This window comes from Pontibacter aydingkolensis, from assembly GCF_019443125.1.
Classification (GTDB): Bacteria; Bacteroidota; Bacteroidia; order Cytophagales; family Hymenobacteraceae; genus Pontibacter; species Pontibacter aydingkolensis.
On record NZ_JAHYXK010000033.1, the window covers coordinates 1 to 17,873 of the forward strand.

Consider the following 17,873-nt stretch of genomic DNA (forward strand, 5'->3'; position numbering starts at 1 on the left):
GGCTTCTTCCCCAGGAAGATCCATGCCGTCACAGCCGAAGGATTCATCCTAAAGCTAATCCTCTTTATCTTCGCCTACACGCTAGCTCAAGTAATTGAGTAGCTCGCAACTTGAGTTAATTAATTCGTTAATACATTAATCCACTTCTAAACTCATGAAAATGATCATCCTAAGCATTTTAACTTCACTCTTGTTTAGCTGCTCAGAACCTCAGCAGGACCTTGCCAGGGTTAAACAACTCACCCCAAAAGAGTTTAAAGCACAGAAAATGAACAGCAAATCTGTTTTGCTGGATGTACGCACACCCGAAGAATTTGCCGGCGGCTACCTGGAGGGTGCCGAGAACGCAGATTTCCGTGGCGGTGAGTTTGAAAAAAAAATGCAGGGTTGGGATAAAGACAAAGTATACTATCTGTACTGCGCCTCTGGCAACCGAAGCGGCAAAGCAGCAGAATTAATGCGCGAGGCTGGCTTTGAACATATTTATAATATTGGAGGCTACAGCACTCTTAAAGAAGCAGGCTTGCCAACCGAAGGCGAAAGTAATCGATAAAACCAGCCTTCCTACTTCTGGCTGTAAAATCTGGGCATGCAATGTTTACTTAGAAATAATATCGTAATCGCGCTTGATCACAATTTAATTATATCTTTGCAGTTAAATTTATACCCTTTAGAAGTCTATGCCATTTAAGACCATGTATCATTCCGACTTCTACACAATAGAGGTTGATGTTGAAGGTAACCTGCTTCAGTCGAAGTGGCACAGGCCAGTTACCGAACAGGAAGTAAAAACCGGCGGAACTAAACTGTATGAGGTGCTGCGCGATACTAAAGTAGAGCATGCTGTTGCAGATGCCCAAAATGTGGGCGCGATCCCTCCAACGGCAAAAGATTGGTTATCCTCAACTTTTTACGAACTGCTTTCACAAACTTCGCTTAAGAGGTTAGCCAGAGTTTTGCCAAAAAGTGTTTTCCATCAAATAGCCCTTGAGTCGGTTGTAACTCGTGCTGAAGCGCTGGGGGTAACACAGTTTGAGGTTAAGAACTTTGGCAACGAGCAGGATGCCTTTGCCTGGGCCAAAGGTAAAGTATTGCAATAGTTTTTCTATATCACTTCACAGCACTTAAGCCAGATTCTCACAACAATTTTATTTTCGCGTTTGCAATATCCCTATATTCTGATGTATCTTTAATCGGAATTGGAGATGAAGAAATATGCGCGTATTACACACCTCAGACTGGCACCTGGGCCAGCGCTTAGTTAACCTTGAACGTACCGAAGAACACCAGCACTTCCTTAACTGGCTGCTGCAAACCATTGAGCAGGAGCAGGTAGAGGTATTGCTTATGTCCGGCGACGTGTTTGATAACGGTGCGCCCTCCAATACGGCTTTAAAGTTATACTATGATTTTCTGCGGAGAGTATGCGCCACCTGCTGCCGGCATATCATTATTACCGGAGGCAACCACGATTCCATCTCTACGCTTAACGCACCTAAAGAGCTTTTAGAGTGCTTCAACATTAGAGTAGTAGGCGGAGCATCAACAGACCCACTGGATGAGTTGATCGAGCTTAAAAGCGAAGCAGGCGAGTTGCAGCTAGCAGTTTGTGCCGTACCTTTTCTCCGCGACCGCGATGTACGTTTGTCTGTTCCCGGCGAAACTGCGGAAGAGCGTGAGCAACGCATTAAGCAGGGCATTGCAGACCACTACCACGCCTTTGTACCGCACATCCAAAAGTATAAATCTCAACGAATACCTGTGGTTGCCATGGGTCATTTGTTTGCAGCCGGCGGCTCGGCCTCTGAAAGTGAGAAAGAGATACACGTGGGGAATTTAGGCCAGATCGGCTCAGACCAGTTCCCTGGTGAGTTTGACTATGTGGCCCTTGGTCACTTGCACCGTCCACAACAGGTAAACAAAACACACCACATCCGCTACTCCGGCTCTCCTATTCCGCTTAGCTTTAGCGAGGTAACCGATACCAAAGTAGTTTTTATACTTGATTTTGAAGAAGGCAAGCTAACCAATCTGCGTGAGCTGGAAATACCTTGCTGTCGAAAATTGGTTCGCTTTAAAGGCTCGCTGGATAAAGTAAAAAACCAGATTGCCCTCTACGACAACAGCGCCTATACTTTGCCAGCCTGGGCCGAACTGCAGGTAGAACTCGAGGCATCCCTACCCGACTTAAACCAGCAACTGGAGGAGGTACTGAAGCTAAAAGAGGGAGAACTGCAACTGCTCATACACCGGCCTCCGATCATCCAGAAAAGTCGCCAAACGCTGGAGCAACAGGTACAGGAAGAAGCCGACCTGCACATACTCAGCGAAAAAGACGTGTTCATAAAACGCTGCGAAAGCTCCTTCCCGAACTCGGACCATACAGAACTGGTAGCTACTTTTTCGGAGTTGCTGGAGTTGATGGGGCAAGAGCAGGAAAGTTAATCTAAAAGACGCTCGCGGCAAGAGCTGTGCACGCTGAGAGGTATAAAGCTGCCAAAGTATAAAATTGTCAAGCTACTCTTACAGTTAATTATAAACACAAGTACCCATTACCAATGAAAATCCTAGCTGTACGTTTCCAGAACCTGAACTCACTTAAAGGCGAGCACGAGATCCGCTTCGACCGGAGCCCACTGGTAGAGGCAGGCTTGTTTGCGATTACCGGGCCTACGGGTGCCGGCAAAACCACTATTCTGGATGCTATTACAGTTGGGCTTTATGGCCGCGTACACCGCCACAACGAAGAAAAACCGCTGGAACTAATGACGCGCCATACTTCGGAAAGTACCTCGGAAGTGGAGTTTGAAGCCAACGGCACACGCTACCGCAGCAAGTGGAACATCCGCCGCAGCCGTGGCAAAATAGATGGCAAGATACAGGCCGTTCACATGGAAATCTGCGACCTGGAAGACGATAAACCCTTCGACCTGAAACCAAGCCAGGTGCCGGAAAAGGTAGCTGAATTATGCGGATTGGACTACAGCCAGTTTTTACGCTCGGTCATGCTATCGCAGGGAGATTTTGCCCGTTTCCTGAAGGCCAGCTCCAGCGAACGCAGCAGTTTACTTGAGAAAATAACCGACACCGGCATTTATTCCGATATATCGAGGTATGCTTTTGAAAAGGCAAAGGCCGAACGTCAGAAACGCGAAGATCTGGAGCGCCGTCTGCAGGATGTACAGCTATTGCCGGAGGAGCAATTGAAGGCCTATCAGCAAAGTATAACTGAACTCACTGAGCAGGAGGCTATACTTCATGCTGAGTTGAACATGCTCCAGGAAAAGGTGCAATGGCTGCAACAAATAGCGCAGATACAGCTAAAGCACCAGCACCATCAGCAGGCACTACAGGTTCAGGAACAGAAACTGGAAAACTTGAAACCTGACTTTGCAAAACTATACCAGCACGAGCAGGCACACCAGTTTGTAGGCGAACTGGCCGAGATCAGAAGTATAAACGGCAAAGTAGCCGAAGTACAGGAGCAGTTGCAGCTTCTCGAAAAACACATTCCTATACTTGAAACAGAACTGGAGGCAGCCGGAAAAATGGCCATCGAATCCTCCAGGGCACAACAACAGCAGGAACAGGCCCTGCAAACACTGGAACCGCAACTGGCCGAAGTAAGCACACTCGACCACCAGCTTAACAGCATCCGCGACTCTTACGCTAAAAACAAGAATGCTTATGTTGCTTTTGAGGAGCAACTAAAGCAGGAGCAAACACAGCTACACACCAGGCAACAGGAACTGGATAAGCTTACACAAGAGGCTACAAGTATAAAAAGCTGGCTGGAGCAAAACGCCAGACTACATGACCTGAAAGAGTACCTTCCGGAATTTAAAGCCACACTCCGCGATCTGCAGGAAACAGAACTGCGCACTAAACGCAACCAGCACGAGCAGCAGGAACTACAGCAACTGAGTCAGGAGGAAGCCCAGCAATTGTCGGCACTGCAAAAGAGCCAGGCACAGCAACAGGCAAAGCATACAGAACTACAAACGCAGAAAAAAGAAAAGCTGGCCCAATTGCAAGCTATACTTTCCGATAAAAGTATGGAAGAGCTGGAACAGGCTGCACAGACGCAACCTGCCCTTGTGGCGAAGTATGAGCGTCTGCACGAACTGGCACTGCAACATGCCGGGCATCAGCAAAAACTACAAAGTATAAATAACCACCTGTTACAGCACGGGCAGCAGGCAGCAGAAGCAAACCAACAGCTGCAGGAGTTACAGGCAAAGTATAAACAGGCACAGGAACACCTGGAGGCGCTTCAAAAACTGGTAGCCTTGCAACAGCAGATTCAGCAATACGAGGAGGCACGCCATACTTTGCACGAAGGCGAGCCTTGTCCGCTTTGTGGCGCTAAAGAGCATCCGTTTGCCGAGGGTGGTTATACGTTTGATCTGCCTGAGGAAGTACAGAAACGCGATAAGCAACTGGTACTGGTAAAAGAACTGGAGCAAAGTATAAACCGGCTGCAGCTAAGCATTGGCTCGCTGGAGCAAAAACTGCAACTCGCTACTACCGCCAGAGCCGAAACAGAAACAGAACTCAAACGCCTCGATCATACTTTTGCTCAACTGTCAGAGATGCTTGCGCAAAGTATAGGCATAGCAGAAGTTGACAAACTTGCTACGCTTCTTAAAGCCCAGCAGGAATCAGTGCAGGTGCTACATAAACAACTGGCAGATGCCCGCACTTTAAGCCGTGCCCTGGAAAGTATAAATCAGCAACAACAGCAACTCCGCGAGGCACAGGTGCAAACACAGGCAAAGTATGAGCAACTGCAGCAGGCTGAAAAACTGCGCCAATCGCAATTGCAAAAACTACAAATCCTGCTTACCGATGAGCAGGAACAACAGAAGGTACACACCCAAACCGCCGAATCGTTTGCTGCTACGTATGGCTTACCCTATAAACCCGAAGAAAGGCAGAACTTGCAGCAACAGTTGGAGCAACTGGCAAACACGTATGCCCAAAAGCAGAAAATGCTGGACGAGATGCGGGAAAAGTATACTTCTACAAGGGAGCAGGTAAAGCATTTAAAAGATCGGGTACAGGAAAAAGCCACTGAACTACAGCAGCGCCAGCAAGCTCTGAAAGAAGAGCACGAGCAGCTCACTACTTTAAAAGCCACGCGCCATACTTTATTTGGTGATAAAGATCCGGTGCAGGAACGCCAGACGGCGCAGCGTGAACTGAAAAACAAAACTACCCAGGCCGAAGAAGCACGCAGCAGACAACAGCAAAAACAACAGGAACTACAGGAAGCCAGAAACCGCCAGGCTGACTGCCACAGTAAGCACCAGCAAAACAAGTCTGTATTGGATGAGATGAGTGCTGGCTTATTGCGCGTGCTGCAGCAAAAAGGCATCGAAACAATAGAAGCCCTTAGCCAGATGCTGCTTGACCGCGACGAAGCCGACAGGTTGGCAAACCTGAAAGCCCAAACTGAAAAGCACCTCACCGAACTGCGCAAAAGTATAAGCGATGCTGAACATGAACTCGCTCAACTTCAGGCAAAAGAGCTTACCCACGAAAGTATAGATACACTAAAACAGCAGCACCAGGAAAGCACCGAAAAAGCACGTACCCTTATTGCACAGCGTGCCCGCCATCAGCAAATACTGGAGCAAGATGCCGCACAGCGCGACAAAAACAAAGAACTGGCCTCACAACTAACTACGCAGCAACAGGTGTTTCACCGTTGGGCACAGCTATCAGACCTGATCGGATCGTCTGATGGTACTAAGTTTAGTAAATTTGCCCAAGGCTTAACTTTAGCCAGGTTGGTAGAACTGGCTAACCGGCACCTGCACAAACTCAACGATCGTTACCGCATCCTAAAAAGCACCACCGACGACCTGGAGCTTCTGATTATAGATACCTATCAGGCAGAGGCCGTTCGCCCGATGAATACCTTATCCGGTGGCGAAAGCTTTTTAGTTAGTCTGGCGTTGGCATTAGGCCTCTCCGATTTGGCAGGCCGTCGAACCCAAATCAACTCGCTGTTTATTGATGAGGGCTTCGGCACACTGGATGCAGAGACACTGGATGCGGCCATCTCTACACTGGAAAACCTGCAGGCAAGCGGTAAAATGATCGGCATTATCTCGCACGTTGAAGCTCTTAAAGAACGCATCAGCACCCAGATAAAAGTGCAAAGGCAGCCAGGTGGTGTGAGTAAGGTAGAGGTTGTGGGTTGGTAAAAGTATAAGCTCTAAGTACAGCAGCCGCAATTCTGCTGTTATTAATGTTAAAGTATTAACTCTGTAGCTTCAGCTTAACCTCCCTTCTAGCAAGATCCTTAGCAGGATGACAAAAAGAAAGGACTAGGGAGTATTCTGTAGGGACAGGTCGTGACCTGTCCGCCATTGGCTTCAACAATGAAACATATACTTCATAACCTGCAAAGGCAGAAGTCCTAGCCTTAAACAAGTCGAAGATCCCGGACTAGTTTCGGGAGAGGGGCCAGGGGCGGTTGGACCCAGCACTGTAAAAGTCAGCACCTTAACTGAACTGACAACCTTCATTCCATGTTGTACAAATCGTGGTTAATCTATAAATATAAGCTCAACGCCTGTACAAAGCTGCTATTCATCTAATTAGCATACCACTTTCCTGATAATACATTATATTAGCTTCATCAAACTAAACTAACACTAATCTATGAACACACTGATAAGCAGTAATGCGAAGCGATGGAAAAAATCGCTGTTAGTGCTTTGTTCCATCGGTTTAATGCTGGAGCCAGCCATGGCCCAGGATGCAGCCAAAACCGAAAAGGACAAGGATAAAAAAGAGAAAAAAGACCTGCCACTGGAAGGCACTCGCAAGGTAAAGATCAACACCACAGAAGGCTCGTGGCTATCGCTGGATGTTAGCCCGGACGGCAGCAAGCTGTTATTCGATATGCTGGGCGATCTGTACCTGCTTCCGATAAGCGGCGGCAAGGCTGAACAGCTTACTTCCGGCATGTCCTTCGACACGCAGGCCCGCTTTAGCCCGGATGGCAAATCCATTGTTTTTGTTTCAGACAGAGACGGCTCCGATAACATCTGGACTATGGACCTGGCCACCAAAAAGACAAAACAGATCAGCAAGAGCAAAAACGAGAACTTCCAGTCTGCCGAATGGACACCGGATGGTGAGTACCTGATTGCCTCTAAAGGTCGCCGCAACCTGAAGCTGCACATGTACCATAAAGACGGCGGTTCGGGTGCTGAGCTTATTAGTAAGCCGGATAACCTTAAAACTGTTGAACCGGCTTTTGGTAAAGACAGCCGCTACATTTGGTTTGCCCAGCGTACTGGTGCCTGGAACTATAACGCCCAATTGCCGCAGTACCAACTGGCCACCTACGATCGCGAAACAGGCGATATCGACACCAGAACATCGCGTTACGGCTCAGCCTTCACTCCTACCCTGTCTCCTGACGGAAACTGGTTGGTATATGGTACGCGCCATAACAACCATACAGGCTTAGTTGCCCAGAATATTAAAACCGGTGAAGAAAAATGGCTTGCCTACCCCGTACAGCGCGACGAACAGGAGTCTATTGCACCGCTTGGTGTGCTGCCTGCCATGTCTTTCACTCCGGATAGCAAAAACCTTGTTGCCTCTTATGGCGGTAAGATCTATAGCCTGCCTATCGCCGGTGGAGATGCCAAAGAAATACCATTCCAGGTAGACGCCGAACTGGAGGTTGGCCCTAAGCTGGACTTTAAATTCCCGATAAAGGATGACAAAATGATGACCGTGACCCAGATCAGGGATGCGGCTATGTCGCCGGACGGTAAAAAGCTGGCCTTTACTGCCATGGACAGACTTTACGTGATGGATTACCCAAGCGGCACACCAAAACGCATGACAGATGCTGACTATACCGAGGCACAACCAGCCTGGTCACCGGATGGCAAGCAGCTGGCTTATGTAACCTGGGAGGAGAAAAACGGTGGCGCCATTTACAAAATTAATGCTAACGGCAAGGGCAAGCCAGGTAAAATAACTGTGGAGAAAGCTGTGTTCCAGGATCCTATTTGGTCTCCGGATGGCAGCAAGATCGTTTTCATTAAAGGATCTGCGCAGGCTTACCGCGAGGCAGAAGGCCCGGGTGCATTCGCATCAAGACTTAACATTAACTGGGTGCCTGCCAAAGGCGGCGAAACAAATTACATTGCCAAAGCAAACATTGGCTCAAGACCACACTTCGTAAAAGGTGATGACCGCATTTACCTGTACAACGGCAGCGATGGTCTTATCTCTATTCGCTGGGATGGTACCGACAAGAAATCATACTTACAGGTAAAAGGCATCACCACTTTTGGCTCTGTAGAGGACATGATTGAGGAGGAAATGAACCACAACATGCACCTGGAAGAGCGTGAGCCGCAGCAGAAACCATCTACAGCCTCTACAGTAATCAAAGCTCCTGTTGGCGATAAAGCTTTAGCGCTTATCAATAACGAGATCTATGTGGTTACGATTCCGGCAAAAGGCGGCGAAACTCCTAGTATTTCAGTGGCTGATGTGGCTAACTCTTCTTTCCCGAGCTGGAAGTTGACAGAGATCGGAGGCCAGTTCCCAAGCTGGTCTGCAGACGGCAAATCTGTTTACTGGTCTATTGGTAATGGCTTTTTTGCTTACAACCTGGACCAGGCAAAAGCTAAAAAAGAAGAACTGGACCTGAAGAAAGAAGCTGAAAAAGCGAAAGCAGAGGCAAACAAAGACGAAGCCAAAAAGGACGAGGCTAAGAAAGAAGAAGCCAAAGACGAAAGCTATAAACCCGTAGAAACTAAAATCGCTATTCAGGTAGCACGCGACATTCCGCAGGGTACTATACTATTGCAGGGCGGCCGCATTATCACCATGAACGGCGACCAGGTGATCGAGAACGGCGACATCCTGATCGAGAACAACCGCATTAAAGCAGTAGGCCCGACAGGTACACTTAACGCACCAAAAGGCACAAATGTGGTTGATGTAAAAGGGAAAACCATTACGCCTGGTTTTATTGATACGCATGCACACATGTGGCCGCGCTGGGGCGTGCACACCAACCAGGTTTGGAACTATGCCGCTAACCTGGCCTACGGTGTAACTACAACCCGCGACCCTCAGACTGCCACTACAGACGTACTTACTTACGCTGATATGGTGGATGCCGGTAAGATGATCGGACCAAGAGTATACTCTACAGGTCCTGGTGTTGGCTACTGGGCTTACAACCTGAAAAGCTTAGACCACGCCAAGCAGGTGCTACGTCAGTACTCTGAGTACTATAACACCAAAACCATTAAGATGTACCTGGTAGGTAACCGCCAGCATCGCCAGTGGATCATCATGGCAGCTAAAGAGCAGGGCCTGTTGCCAACTACAGAAGGCGGCCTCGACTTTAAACTGAATATGACGCAGGCCATTGACGGTTACCCGGGTCACGAGCACTCTTTCCCGATCTATCCGCTGTACAAAGATGTGGTAGAGTTTGTGGCTAAAACAGAGATGGCTTATACTCCTACCCTGCTGGTATCGTATGGTGGCCCATGGGCAGAAAACTATTACTATGCCACAGAGAATGTGGTTGGCGATAAAAAGCTTAACTACTTTACGCCAAAATCTGAGCTTGATTCGAAGGCAAGACGCAGACCAGGCTGGTTTGCAAAAGAAGAGCATATCTTTGATCGCCATGCTGAGTTTGTTGACAAGCTGGTAAAAGCCGGTGGTATAGCAGGTGTTGGCTCACATGGCCAGTTGCAAGGCCTTGGTTACCACTGGGAGCTTTGGTCTATGCAATCCGGTGGCATGAGCAACCTGGACGCTATCAAAACAGCAACTATACTTGGTGCAAAAGGCCTTGGCCTTGATGGCGACCTGGGATCCATTGAAAACGGCAAATTGGCCGACCTGGTAATTATGGACGCTAACCCGCTGGAGAATATTCGCAATACCAACACCATAAAGTATGTGATGCGCAATGGGCGCCTTTACGATGCCAACACACTAGATGAGTTAGCGCCTACAAAGCGCAAAGCACCTAGCTTTGACTGGCACAGTGCAACACCTGTTGGTGTGCCTGGCATTCAGCAATAGTAATTTAAAGTCCCATAGTAAAAAGTCCCTTTGCTAATCCGGCAAAGGGACTTTTCTTTTAAGAGAGTTCAAGACATACTTTCGTGAAATGACCCACTTATTTTATAACATAGAATATACGAAATATCAAAAAATAATTACTTTTGGGAAAATTCTTAACCAACCGTATATGAAAACATTCTTTACCAAATCTCTGCTGTTTGCAGGAGTGATCGGCATGCTTAGCAGCTGCGCATCCAGTTACAAGGCTATTGTACCTGAAAATATCAATTACACTGCAAAAACAGAAAATAACCAGGTATTACTCGAGTACAAGTATGATGTATTGGCAGAGCGCAAAAACAAGAAGTATGCAAAACGCGAAAAGACAAAATTTGTGCAGATTGCTTCTGTCAAGATCACGAACAACTCTTCGGACGTTGTAACTTTTAACGAAAGTGTAAGATACTTTGCCGGAGCCAATGCATTTACACCATTAGAGCCTACAATTGCCCAAAAAACACTAAAACAGGGCGTCCCTATTTATCTACTCTACCTTTTAATGACTAATGGTAAAATGATTACCGGCGAAGAATACACAAACGGAGTACGAACGAAGCAGGAATCGTTCCCTATCGGCCTTATACTTGGCCCGGGACTAACTGCCTACAATATGATAAAGGCTGGGACTGCGAACCAAAATTTCCTGAAAGAGTTAAACAAGTATAACCTACAGAATAAGCAGATTCTTCCAGGTGAGACAGTTTATGGCCTGGTTGCTATACCAAACAGCAGTTACAACCCATTGTATTTACAAGTTAATACAGGGGCCCCACAGGCTCAGCAATAAAAAAATATACTTAAAAGAACCTGCCTGGTAGTTATACATTAACACATAGGCAGGTTCTTTTTATTTTGGAGAAGATCGTGCCCGTAGCATAACAGTATAACTTGCAATGAGTATAACTCCTTGTGCTAAAAGCATCATAACATCCTGTAAACTTTTTATGAGCAAACTCTTTTTACATACCATTCTATTTCTCTCCCTGGGGTTATTCTCAGCCTGCAACCAAAACGAAGACCGACAAAGGGCAAGGGAAGACTTCAGACAAAGGCAACAGCCTGTTCCTGACCGTGACGTTGTGGAGCAGCAAGAAGATATTGCCACAGCTGAATACGAAGACCCAGCCGAGGCAGCAGAGCGTGAACGAACACCTTCTGAACCTGCCACCACAGCCGGCGATAAGGTAGTTGGTGTAAAAGATGGTGATACTATTGTGCTGCTTGTAAACGGCGAGGAGGTTACCGTAAGGCTTTATGGCGTGGATACTCCTGAAAAGAACCAGGCATTTGGGCAGCGTGCAAAGCAGTTTACATCAGATATGGTATTTGGCAAACAGGTACGCTTGATCGTGAACAACAAAGACCGCTATGGCCGCACCGTTGGCACTATTATACTTCCGGATGGCCGCAGCCTAAACGAGGAACTGGTTAAGAACGGATTTGCCTGGCATTACAAAGCATACTCCAAAGATGTTAACCTGGCTAACGCCGAGGCAGATGCACGCCGTTTTAAGCGTGGTCTTTGGGCTGATCCTGACCCTGTTGCCCCCTGGGATTTCAGAAAAAACAAAACCAGTAATACTTCTGCTACATCTTCTACAGCAAAGGCTACATTGCCGGCCGGCGCCACCAAACGCACAGTATACTTATGCAACAGCAGCGGCTCGGCTGTGTATCACATCGATAAAAGCTGCTCGGTGTTAAAGCGCTGCAAAGCAGAAGTATTAACTGTTACAGAGGCCGTTGCCATTCGTGAATATGGCAGACGTGCCGATAAAACCTGTAGTAACTAACTATACTTTTTTATACTTTTAAAGTCGAAATCACTTTCAACAACATGAACTTTACCCTACTGAAAAAGCTTAGCCGAAGCCTGGCATTTACACTTATACTTAGCGCAACCTCGCTTGCCTGCCAGGAAAACGCAGAACAGCAAGAAGAAGCTGATTCCATTGAAAATTCCACAGCCGATGCTACACCAGTGGTAAATAAAAGGCCTGCCCCTAAGTTTTTTGTTATACCAGAAGATATGGTGAAAAAGCGTGTTTGGATCTGCGAGAACCAAACCGCTGATGTTTTTCACTTAAAGCACGATTGCCCTGTTCTTATCGAGTGCAAAGGCAAAGGCACCTTCCGGAATGTAACCCTGCCCAAAGCCATTGAAGAGTACGGCCGCTACAATTGCCAGGTATGCGCTAAAGAGCTAGACTCCATATTTGATGAGGATGCAGTAAGAATTGAAACCGGCTTTGGCCAGCAGTAATAATAATCAACTAATGCTGCGTAATACTTATTTTGCTAAAGGCTTACCCACCCCTAACCCCTCCGAGGAGTAGTGTCGTTTCATTCTGGTAAAAGTTGAATTAAAACATTTGTCATCCTGAAAGTGGTACATCCCGGACTTGCTTCGGGATGTACCACTTTCAGGATGACAGAAAAAAAGAGAGTGAAATGGCACTACTCCTCGGAGGGGCCGGGGGTGGGTTTACAAAAGCAGATGAAAGATTAACTTTATACTGCACAATCTGTGTTAATTACATAGCCCTATAAAGTAAAAGGCTCTTCCTTACAGAAGAGCCTTTTACAAATTGCTATACTTTAGTTTTATACTTTACTACCCTGTAGCACCAGTAAAGGCACTTCAGCCTGGTAGGTCATTTTTTCGGCGAGGCTCTGCGAGAACAGGTTCTTTAAAAAGCCTTTTTCTTTTCGCAGCACAGCCAGAATACTGCCGTTCTCTCTGTTAAAATAATCCTTAAGGCCTTCGTCGGCACGCTTGCTTACTATTTCTTTAAACTGAAGCGGAACACCCGGATATCCCTGTTGCAACTCAACCCAGAATGTTTCTGCTTTTGCCGAGTCTTCCGGATTGCTTTCTTTTACCACATGCACCACATCTATGGGCGCTCCAAATACACTTCCTAGCTCCACTACTTTTGCCAGTGCAAGTTTATCGCCTGGAGCATAATCTGTAGCATAAATAATCTTGTTTATACCTTGCCATTCAGCAGTTGCAGGCACAGATAGTACCGGGCATTTTACTTCTTCAATCACTGCTTCCGTATTGCTTCCTATCAGGAGTTCTTCCATGGTGCTGTCGCAGCCTGTGGTACCCATTACAATCAGGTCGTAGCCTTCGTGCTTGGTAAGGTGCTCGGTCACATCCGTTAGCAGGGCCTCTTTCAGAACAAAATCGCAGGTAAAGTTGCCTTCGCGGTTAGCGCCGTGTGTTTCTTCCAGTTGCCGGCAAAGGGATTTCAGCTTTTCGCTGGCATCGCGCATTTGCTCGCCCAGCAATTCACTGGCCACTAAGGCTGTTTCAGATGTGTCTACGATAGGCAGATGCACTACATGTATAAGCGTAAGGTGTGCTCCTGAACGCTGAGCAATATTAGTGGCAAACTCAACAGCTTTACCAGCTGTTTTAGAGAAATCGGTGGGGCAGAGTATTTTTTTCATGTGTGATGGTTGTGGCTACTATATTTGGGTTTTTCGATGTATACGTGTATCACAAAAATATAGTGTAGTTCAGCGTTTAAAACTGATGCCCGTCATTCAGTTTTACAGCTTAAATCACCTTTCAGAAATCAGCATTTATAATTGCTTGTTTAGTTCTTTCACTTCCTGCCAGCTCCAGTTATACTTTGGGCGGATGTTTTGGTAAGCCTGCGCAAAGTATAAGATAACCTCCTGCTTTAGCTGCTCTACCGGTATCGACGAAGTATAGATTTCGCGCTCAGTGGGGTTAGCATAGGTATCTGCACGGTTCAGGCCCTCTCCATCAAGCCGTAGTATGGGTCCGGTCTCAGTCACAGAATCGTAAGTCCAGCGGTGGCCGGATTGCTCTAGTTGGTTTAGCTTTTCGACTAATGGCGCCATGCTAATGCGCGGTAAGGTTGGCCGGGAGGCAATATCTACCCAAGTAGTGTACTTATACTCCAGTTCGTAGCGGTTCTGGTCATAGCAACTCAGTACCATATCAAAGCCCTGTGTGCGGCTAAAGAGTGCGTAGTAATGTATAGGATGCGGCGTCTCGATAATGACCAGGCCAATCTCGGGTTTACGGGTAAGTTTGGTGTCAGGCTTATACATGTCGCGGTATCCCAACAGCACACTGGCTACTTCATCTTCCCAGGCACCTTTTTCCCAATCGGGGTCTTGCAGCACGCGGCTAAACTCACGCAAAAAGTACTCGAATTTCTTTGTACACTGCTGCACTTCCTTGATTTCCATTTCGTCGGCCTCAAAAGGACGGTAAAACAACTCCTGCTCTTTGGCATTTATCCAGCAAACAAGTTTAAGCGCTTCTCCAGCCAGCGGGTGGTTTAAATCCAGCTCCCTGAAGTCTCCGATCAGGGCCATTTGCCGTAGCAACTCTTCATTTTCCAGTGCTTTTTTCGGGTTCAGTAATGCCCATACACCTATAAACCCATCAATATCGAAGTGGTTGGCGGTTACATAGGGCAAGTCTAGTTCAGGCAGGTTCTGGCGCAAGGCATTCAGTACAATGGCTGCGCTGGTATCGTCTTTTATACTTGCCGGCGCAGGAGCACCTTTCCAATGCGATAGCATAAAGCCATTGGGGTGCGTGCTATCAACAACGATGGCTTTGTGCTTTTTAAGTTCGGTAAACGGGATGTAAGTTCGCTTTTGCATAGTTAAAGGTACACAGAAAGGCAAAAAAGTGTGCCATGTAAGATAGAGTTAATGTGAAGAATAGATTCCTGCAGAGGATTAACTGTTATAAAGTATAAATTGAAAGTATAAAAGGCTGATACCTGGCGCAGGCGTCTGCTAGTGCTGCTCTTATTGGCGCAACTACCAAGGCACAAGCTGACGTTTGCGCCAGGCAGGTGAAGAATTTAAGCTGGTAAAAGGAATTATAAAAGGCTCTTCTTATTTCCGGCGTCTGTTCCTGCCCCTTCGGTTTGCTATGCGTTCTACCTTTCTGTTCTTTACCCACTTCAGGTATTTTTGCAGCGGCTCGGCGTTTTGCAGCGCTTCTATAGAGTTGTATTGCCTGGCCAGCTCCTGGTTGCTGATGTTCAGATGAATGGTACTGTGGCAGGGCTGGCATAGTTCTGCAGTGGCGCCGTACCTGCCTCCTTCCTCACGGGGAACAAGGTGGTGCCGTGACAGGTCTTGCACCTCTCTCCTGCATAACTCACACATTTGTTCAGGTTGCTTTTTAGCCATTTATATAAATACAAACTACCGTGCTTTCAGGTTTAAACAAATAGCTTATTACTATTTAAGCCGAAAACAAAAAAGAGAACCGCAGGCGGTTCTCTTTTTATACTTTACAATGGCTTTATGTCTAATAAAACATGTTGTTTCTTATTTCGTGGGAGTAGTAGCTCTTGCCACTTTTCAGGGTTTGCAGTGCATCACGCAACTCATCTGGCTCGGCACTTTTAAGCAGGTAGCCGTGCACACCCTCTTCCAGTAGCTGCTCTACCAAAGACTCCTCCCCGTACATCGAAACGATCAGTATCTTAACATCCGGAAATTTACTTATCAGGTAGCGGGAAGTGGCAATTCCATCCATTTCAGGCATTTCCAGATCCAGCATAACAACATCAGGCAGGTCTCCTTCGATTTTCTCGATCAGTTCTGCCCCATTAGCGGCATCTGCTATAAGCGAAATTTCTTCGTAGGCCTTTAAAATTTCCAGCACTCCTTTTCTAAAAAGGGTATGGTCGTCTGCAATTGCTAGTGTAAGTGGCTGATATTCCATTATATAGCCTTTAAGTTTGTTTAAATTTAAGAAATTGGCACAACTATTTCAGCTTTTGTGCCAGAATTTAGGGCAGAATTATAGGCAAATGTACCATTTAGCAGGTTAATTCTAGCATGCAGGTTCATTAATCCAAGTCCCTGACTGCTTTTTTCTTCCGATTTCACTAATCTCTTATAATCAAAGCCTGCACCATTATCAGCGTAAGTCAAAAGCAACTCATTTTCACTGAATTGCAACTGTATCGTTATCTTGCTGGCTTTTGCATGTTTCAGGGTATTATTCAATAGCTCCTGTACTACTCTGTAAAGCGATAGTTCCAGTTTTGGATCCATACGCCTATTGTTATCATTGCAGATAAATTCCATCTCTGTGCCGGATTCTGCAGGCACTGAACGCTTCATGGCTTCCAGGGCTCGTGGCAACCCCATCTTCTCCAGCATCACTGGCATCAGGCTATGGGAGATACGCCGCACATTACCTATTACATCATCCAGCATGCCTTTTATACTTTGCCCTTTTGATTTATCCCCCAGGGGTGCCACTAACTGGTGCACGTTTAGCTTTACAAGTGCCAGAGAAGCTCCTACATCGTCGTGCAAATCGCGGGCTACGCGTCGGCGTTCCTCTTCCTGGGCCTGCAGAGTGGCAGTGAGCAACTGGCGCTGCTTTTGTTCCTGCAACTCGCGCAGCTGTACCTGGTGTTGTAACATACGCCGTTGGTACAAAAACACGAACAGGATGATTCCCATGGCCAATGCCAGCAGTACGGGAGTAACTATAAGTACTGGTTCTAATGTTTTCATCTGTTTACTGCCCGCTTTAGAACATACACTAAGCTGACATTGAAAAGTGTATTTAACACTAAAATGATTGCCACACACATCCGTGCCGCATCATAAGATTCGGCAAGTGCATCATTAAAAATTCCCCAGGACATTGCGCTGCCGGATTTAAAGATAAGCAAGCCACAACTCAACAGGAAAACCGGATCACGATCCAGGTATGTAATGCTTAAATCATTGGCAACCTTGTAGAAGTATAATATTGCAATGCTTATAACTAATGCACTTTCCACCATCCGTGGCATCGAGTTCATTTGTGTAATGCCAACACCTAGGGTTGCATCAAAAATGCTTACCAACAATAGTATCCCTACAGCCACAAGTATGCTGCGTTTAAAAATAGGTCTCCTGAAACTGCTATAGTAAACAGCCCCCAGCACACACAACTCTAATGGTGTATATATATGGAATAACCATAGGTTATTGCTTGTGCCCATTAGCACAGTAACTTGTCCGGAAACCTCTGAAAGAAGCGTCAACAAAACAAAAAAGAATATGAGCTTAAATAGCCTGCTCTTATTCTTTGGAAATAGTATAAGACCGGCAATAAAAGGAATAAGCGAGCTAAAAGAAGAAACATCTATCAGCCAGGGATATACTTGCCGTAAAAAAAATTCCATTAACCGTTCAGATCACCTCCTGTGCTACAATCCGGTGGACAAATCATTGATCCGTCTACAACCAGATCTTCCATATCATTCCCGTCTGCATCAGCCGCAACCAGTACTAGTTGCTTCTTACTTTTTCCATCGCGGGCATAGTACATGCGAATACCCATAGCGCCAGGTTGGTCTAATAGCTTCTGCAATATTTCACGGCCATAAAAATGTGCTTTAACAGCTGCGCCATTTTCGCTGGCCACTGCATTGCGGTAATTTGCCGTCCACTTTGCAGCCTCCGCACGATCTATGGGTGCGCCCTCGCTTCCGTTAAAAGTTGCCATTTGTGTTGTGTTTAAGGTTGTTGAACGTAATATAGTTATTTTACTATGCAGATAAAATATTTTCACCAAATTACAGCCATACTATAATTATTTGGTTGTGGTCTACAATGTATGATGATTTCGGTAATAGAATATTAGCTTCATAGCATCGTAGTGGTTTTGCTCTTTTTTAGAGAAGCAGGCCGTTTTCCTGACTATTCTCCTGTTTCTTGTT

15 protein-coding genes and 2 pseudogenes are annotated in these 17,873 nt (G+C 46.5%); 9 read left to right on the forward strand and 8 right to left on the reverse strand.

Features of this window, described 5'->3' with window-relative positions; translation table 11 throughout:
- The 9 genes and pseudogenes from K0O23_RS20650 to K0O23_RS19640 form a co-directional block, all read left to right on the forward strand.
- A pseudogene (locus tag K0O23_RS20650) lies at positions 1-102 on the forward strand (IS982 family transposase); the annotation flags it as partial.
- A 52-nt stretch (positions 103-154) separates the two neighbouring features.
- Entirely contained in the window at positions 155-553 is a 399-nt protein-coding gene (locus K0O23_RS19605; RefSeq protein ID WP_219879159.1) for a rhodanese-like domain-containing protein, read from the forward strand.
- Positions 554-680: 127 nt separating this feature from the next.
- Positions 681-1,100 carry a hypothetical protein gene (locus tag K0O23_RS19610; protein WP_219879160.1) on the forward strand — a complete coding sequence of 140 codons (420 nt, stop codon included), beginning with the start codon at positions 681-683 and terminating at the stop codon, positions 1,098-1,100.
- 115 nt (positions 1,101-1,215) lie between these two features.
- The gene (locus K0O23_RS19615) at positions 1,216-2,445 is read left to right on the forward strand and encodes an exonuclease SbcCD subunit D C-terminal domain-containing protein (protein ID WP_219879161.1); all 1,230 of its coding nucleotides are present in this window, start codon (positions 1,216-1,218) and stop codon (positions 2,443-2,445) included.
- A gap of 113 nt (positions 2,446-2,558) precedes the next feature.
- Entirely contained in the window at positions 2,559-6,212 is a 3,654-nt protein-coding gene (locus K0O23_RS19620; RefSeq protein ID WP_219879162.1) for an AAA family ATPase, read from the forward strand.
- A gap of 460 nt (positions 6,213-6,672) precedes the next feature.
- Positions 6,673-10,092, forward strand: a complete 3,420-nt coding sequence (locus tag K0O23_RS19625) for an amidohydrolase family protein (protein ID WP_246597235.1) — start codon at positions 6,673-6,675, stop codon at positions 10,090-10,092.
- 169 nt (positions 10,093-10,261) lie between these two features.
- Positions 10,262-10,921 (forward strand): hypothetical protein, encoded by a 660-nt coding sequence (locus K0O23_RS19630; protein ID WP_219879163.1) that lies wholly within the window; start codon positions 10,262-10,264, stop codon positions 10,919-10,921.
- 157 nt (positions 10,922-11,078) lie between these two features.
- Positions 11,079-11,927, forward strand: coding sequence for a thermonuclease family protein (locus K0O23_RS19635; RefSeq protein ID WP_219879164.1), 849 nt, complete (start codon positions 11,079-11,081; stop codon positions 11,925-11,927).
- A gap of 44 nt (positions 11,928-11,971) precedes the next feature.
- Entirely contained in the window at positions 11,972-12,397 is a 426-nt protein-coding gene (locus tag K0O23_RS19640) for a hypothetical protein (protein WP_219879165.1), read from the forward strand.
- Between the two features lie 341 nt (positions 12,398-12,738).
- Here the strand turns inward: K0O23_RS19640 and K0O23_RS19645 are convergent, their stop codons facing one another.
- The 8 genes and pseudogenes from K0O23_RS19645 to K0O23_RS20655 form a co-directional block, all read right to left on the reverse strand.
- Positions 12,739-13,593 carry a universal stress protein gene (locus K0O23_RS19645; RefSeq protein WP_219879166.1) on the reverse strand — a complete coding sequence of 285 codons (855 nt, stop codon included), beginning with the start codon at positions 13,591-13,593 and terminating at the stop codon, positions 12,739-12,741.
- A 135-nt stretch (positions 13,594-13,728) separates the two neighbouring features.
- The gene (locus K0O23_RS19650) at positions 13,729-14,790 is read right to left on the reverse strand and encodes a DUF6687 family protein (protein ID WP_219879167.1); all 1,062 of its coding nucleotides are present in this window, start codon (positions 14,788-14,790) and stop codon (positions 13,729-13,731) included.
- A gap of 240 nt (positions 14,791-15,030) precedes the next feature.
- Complete coding sequence (locus tag K0O23_RS19655) at positions 15,031-15,306, reverse strand: HNH endonuclease (RefSeq protein WP_246597236.1); 276 nt, start codon at positions 15,304-15,306, stop codon at positions 15,031-15,033.
- A 145-nt stretch (positions 15,307-15,451) separates the two neighbouring features.
- On the reverse strand, positions 15,452-15,871 hold the full coding sequence (locus tag K0O23_RS19660; RefSeq protein ID WP_219879169.1) for a response regulator: 420 nt from the start codon (positions 15,869-15,871) through the stop codon (positions 15,452-15,454).
- Positions 15,872-15,897: 26 nt separating this feature from the next.
- The gene (locus tag K0O23_RS19665; RefSeq protein ID WP_219879170.1) at positions 15,898-16,677 is read right to left on the reverse strand and encodes a sensor histidine kinase; all 780 of its coding nucleotides are present in this window, start codon (positions 16,675-16,677) and stop codon (positions 15,898-15,900) included.
- Positions 16,674-17,036: a hypothetical protein gene (locus K0O23_RS19670; RefSeq protein ID WP_219879171.1), complete on the reverse strand. Its 363-nt coding sequence runs from the start codon at positions 17,034-17,036 to the stop codon at positions 16,674-16,676. Before K0O23_RS19670 ends, K0O23_RS19665 begins: the two co-directional genes overlap by 4 nt.
- Before the next feature lie 299 nt (positions 17,037-17,335).
- Positions 17,336-17,659 (reverse strand): hypothetical protein, encoded by a 324-nt coding sequence (locus K0O23_RS19675; RefSeq protein WP_219879172.1) that lies wholly within the window; start codon positions 17,657-17,659, stop codon positions 17,336-17,338.
- Positions 17,660-17,761: 102 nt separating this feature from the next.
- A pseudogene (locus tag K0O23_RS20655) lies at positions 17,762-17,873 on the reverse strand (IS1 family transposase); the annotation flags it as partial.

Coding starts and splice junctions, on each gene's coding strand:
- K0O23_RS19605 (WP_219879159.1), top strand. CDS start 155: ATGAAAATGATCATCCTAAGCATTTTAACTTCACTCTTGTTTAGCTGC.
- K0O23_RS19610 (WP_219879160.1), top strand. CDS start 681: ATGCCATTTAAGACCATGTATCATTCCGACTTCTACACAATAGAGGTT.
- K0O23_RS19615 (WP_219879161.1), top strand. CDS start 1,216: ATGCGCGTATTACACACCTCAGACTGGCACCTGGGCCAGCGCTTAGTT.
- K0O23_RS19620 (WP_219879162.1), top strand. CDS start 2,559: ATGAAAATCCTAGCTGTACGTTTCCAGAACCTGAACTCACTTAAAGGC.
- K0O23_RS19625 (WP_246597235.1), top strand. CDS start 6,673: ATGAACACACTGATAAGCAGTAATGCGAAGCGATGGAAAAAATCGCTG.
- K0O23_RS19630 (WP_219879163.1), top strand. CDS start 10,262: ATGAAAACATTCTTTACCAAATCTCTGCTGTTTGCAGGAGTGATCGGC.
- K0O23_RS19635 (WP_219879164.1), top strand. CDS start 11,079: ATGAGCAAACTCTTTTTACATACCATTCTATTTCTCTCCCTGGGGTTA.
- K0O23_RS19640 (WP_219879165.1), top strand. CDS start 11,972: ATGAACTTTACCCTACTGAAAAAGCTTAGCCGAAGCCTGGCATTTACA.
- K0O23_RS19645 (WP_219879166.1), bottom strand. CDS start 13,593: ATGAAAAAAATACTCTGCCCCACCGATTTCTCTAAAACAGCTGGTAAA.
- K0O23_RS19650 (WP_219879167.1), bottom strand. CDS start 14,790: ATGCAAAAGCGAACTTACATCCCGTTTACCGAACTTAAAAAGCACAAA.
- K0O23_RS19655 (WP_246597236.1), bottom strand. CDS start 15,306: ATGTGTGAGTTATGCAGGAGAGAGGTGCAAGACCTGTCACGGCACCAC.
- K0O23_RS19660 (WP_219879169.1), bottom strand. CDS start 15,871: ATGGAATATCAGCCACTTACACTAGCAATTGCAGACGACCATACCCTT.
- K0O23_RS19665 (WP_219879170.1), bottom strand. CDS start 16,677: ATGAAAACATTAGAACCAGTACTTATAGTTACTCCCGTACTGCTGGCA.
- K0O23_RS19675 (WP_219879172.1), bottom strand. CDS start 17,659: ATGGCAACTTTTAACGGAAGCGAGGGCGCACCCATAGATCGTGCGGAG.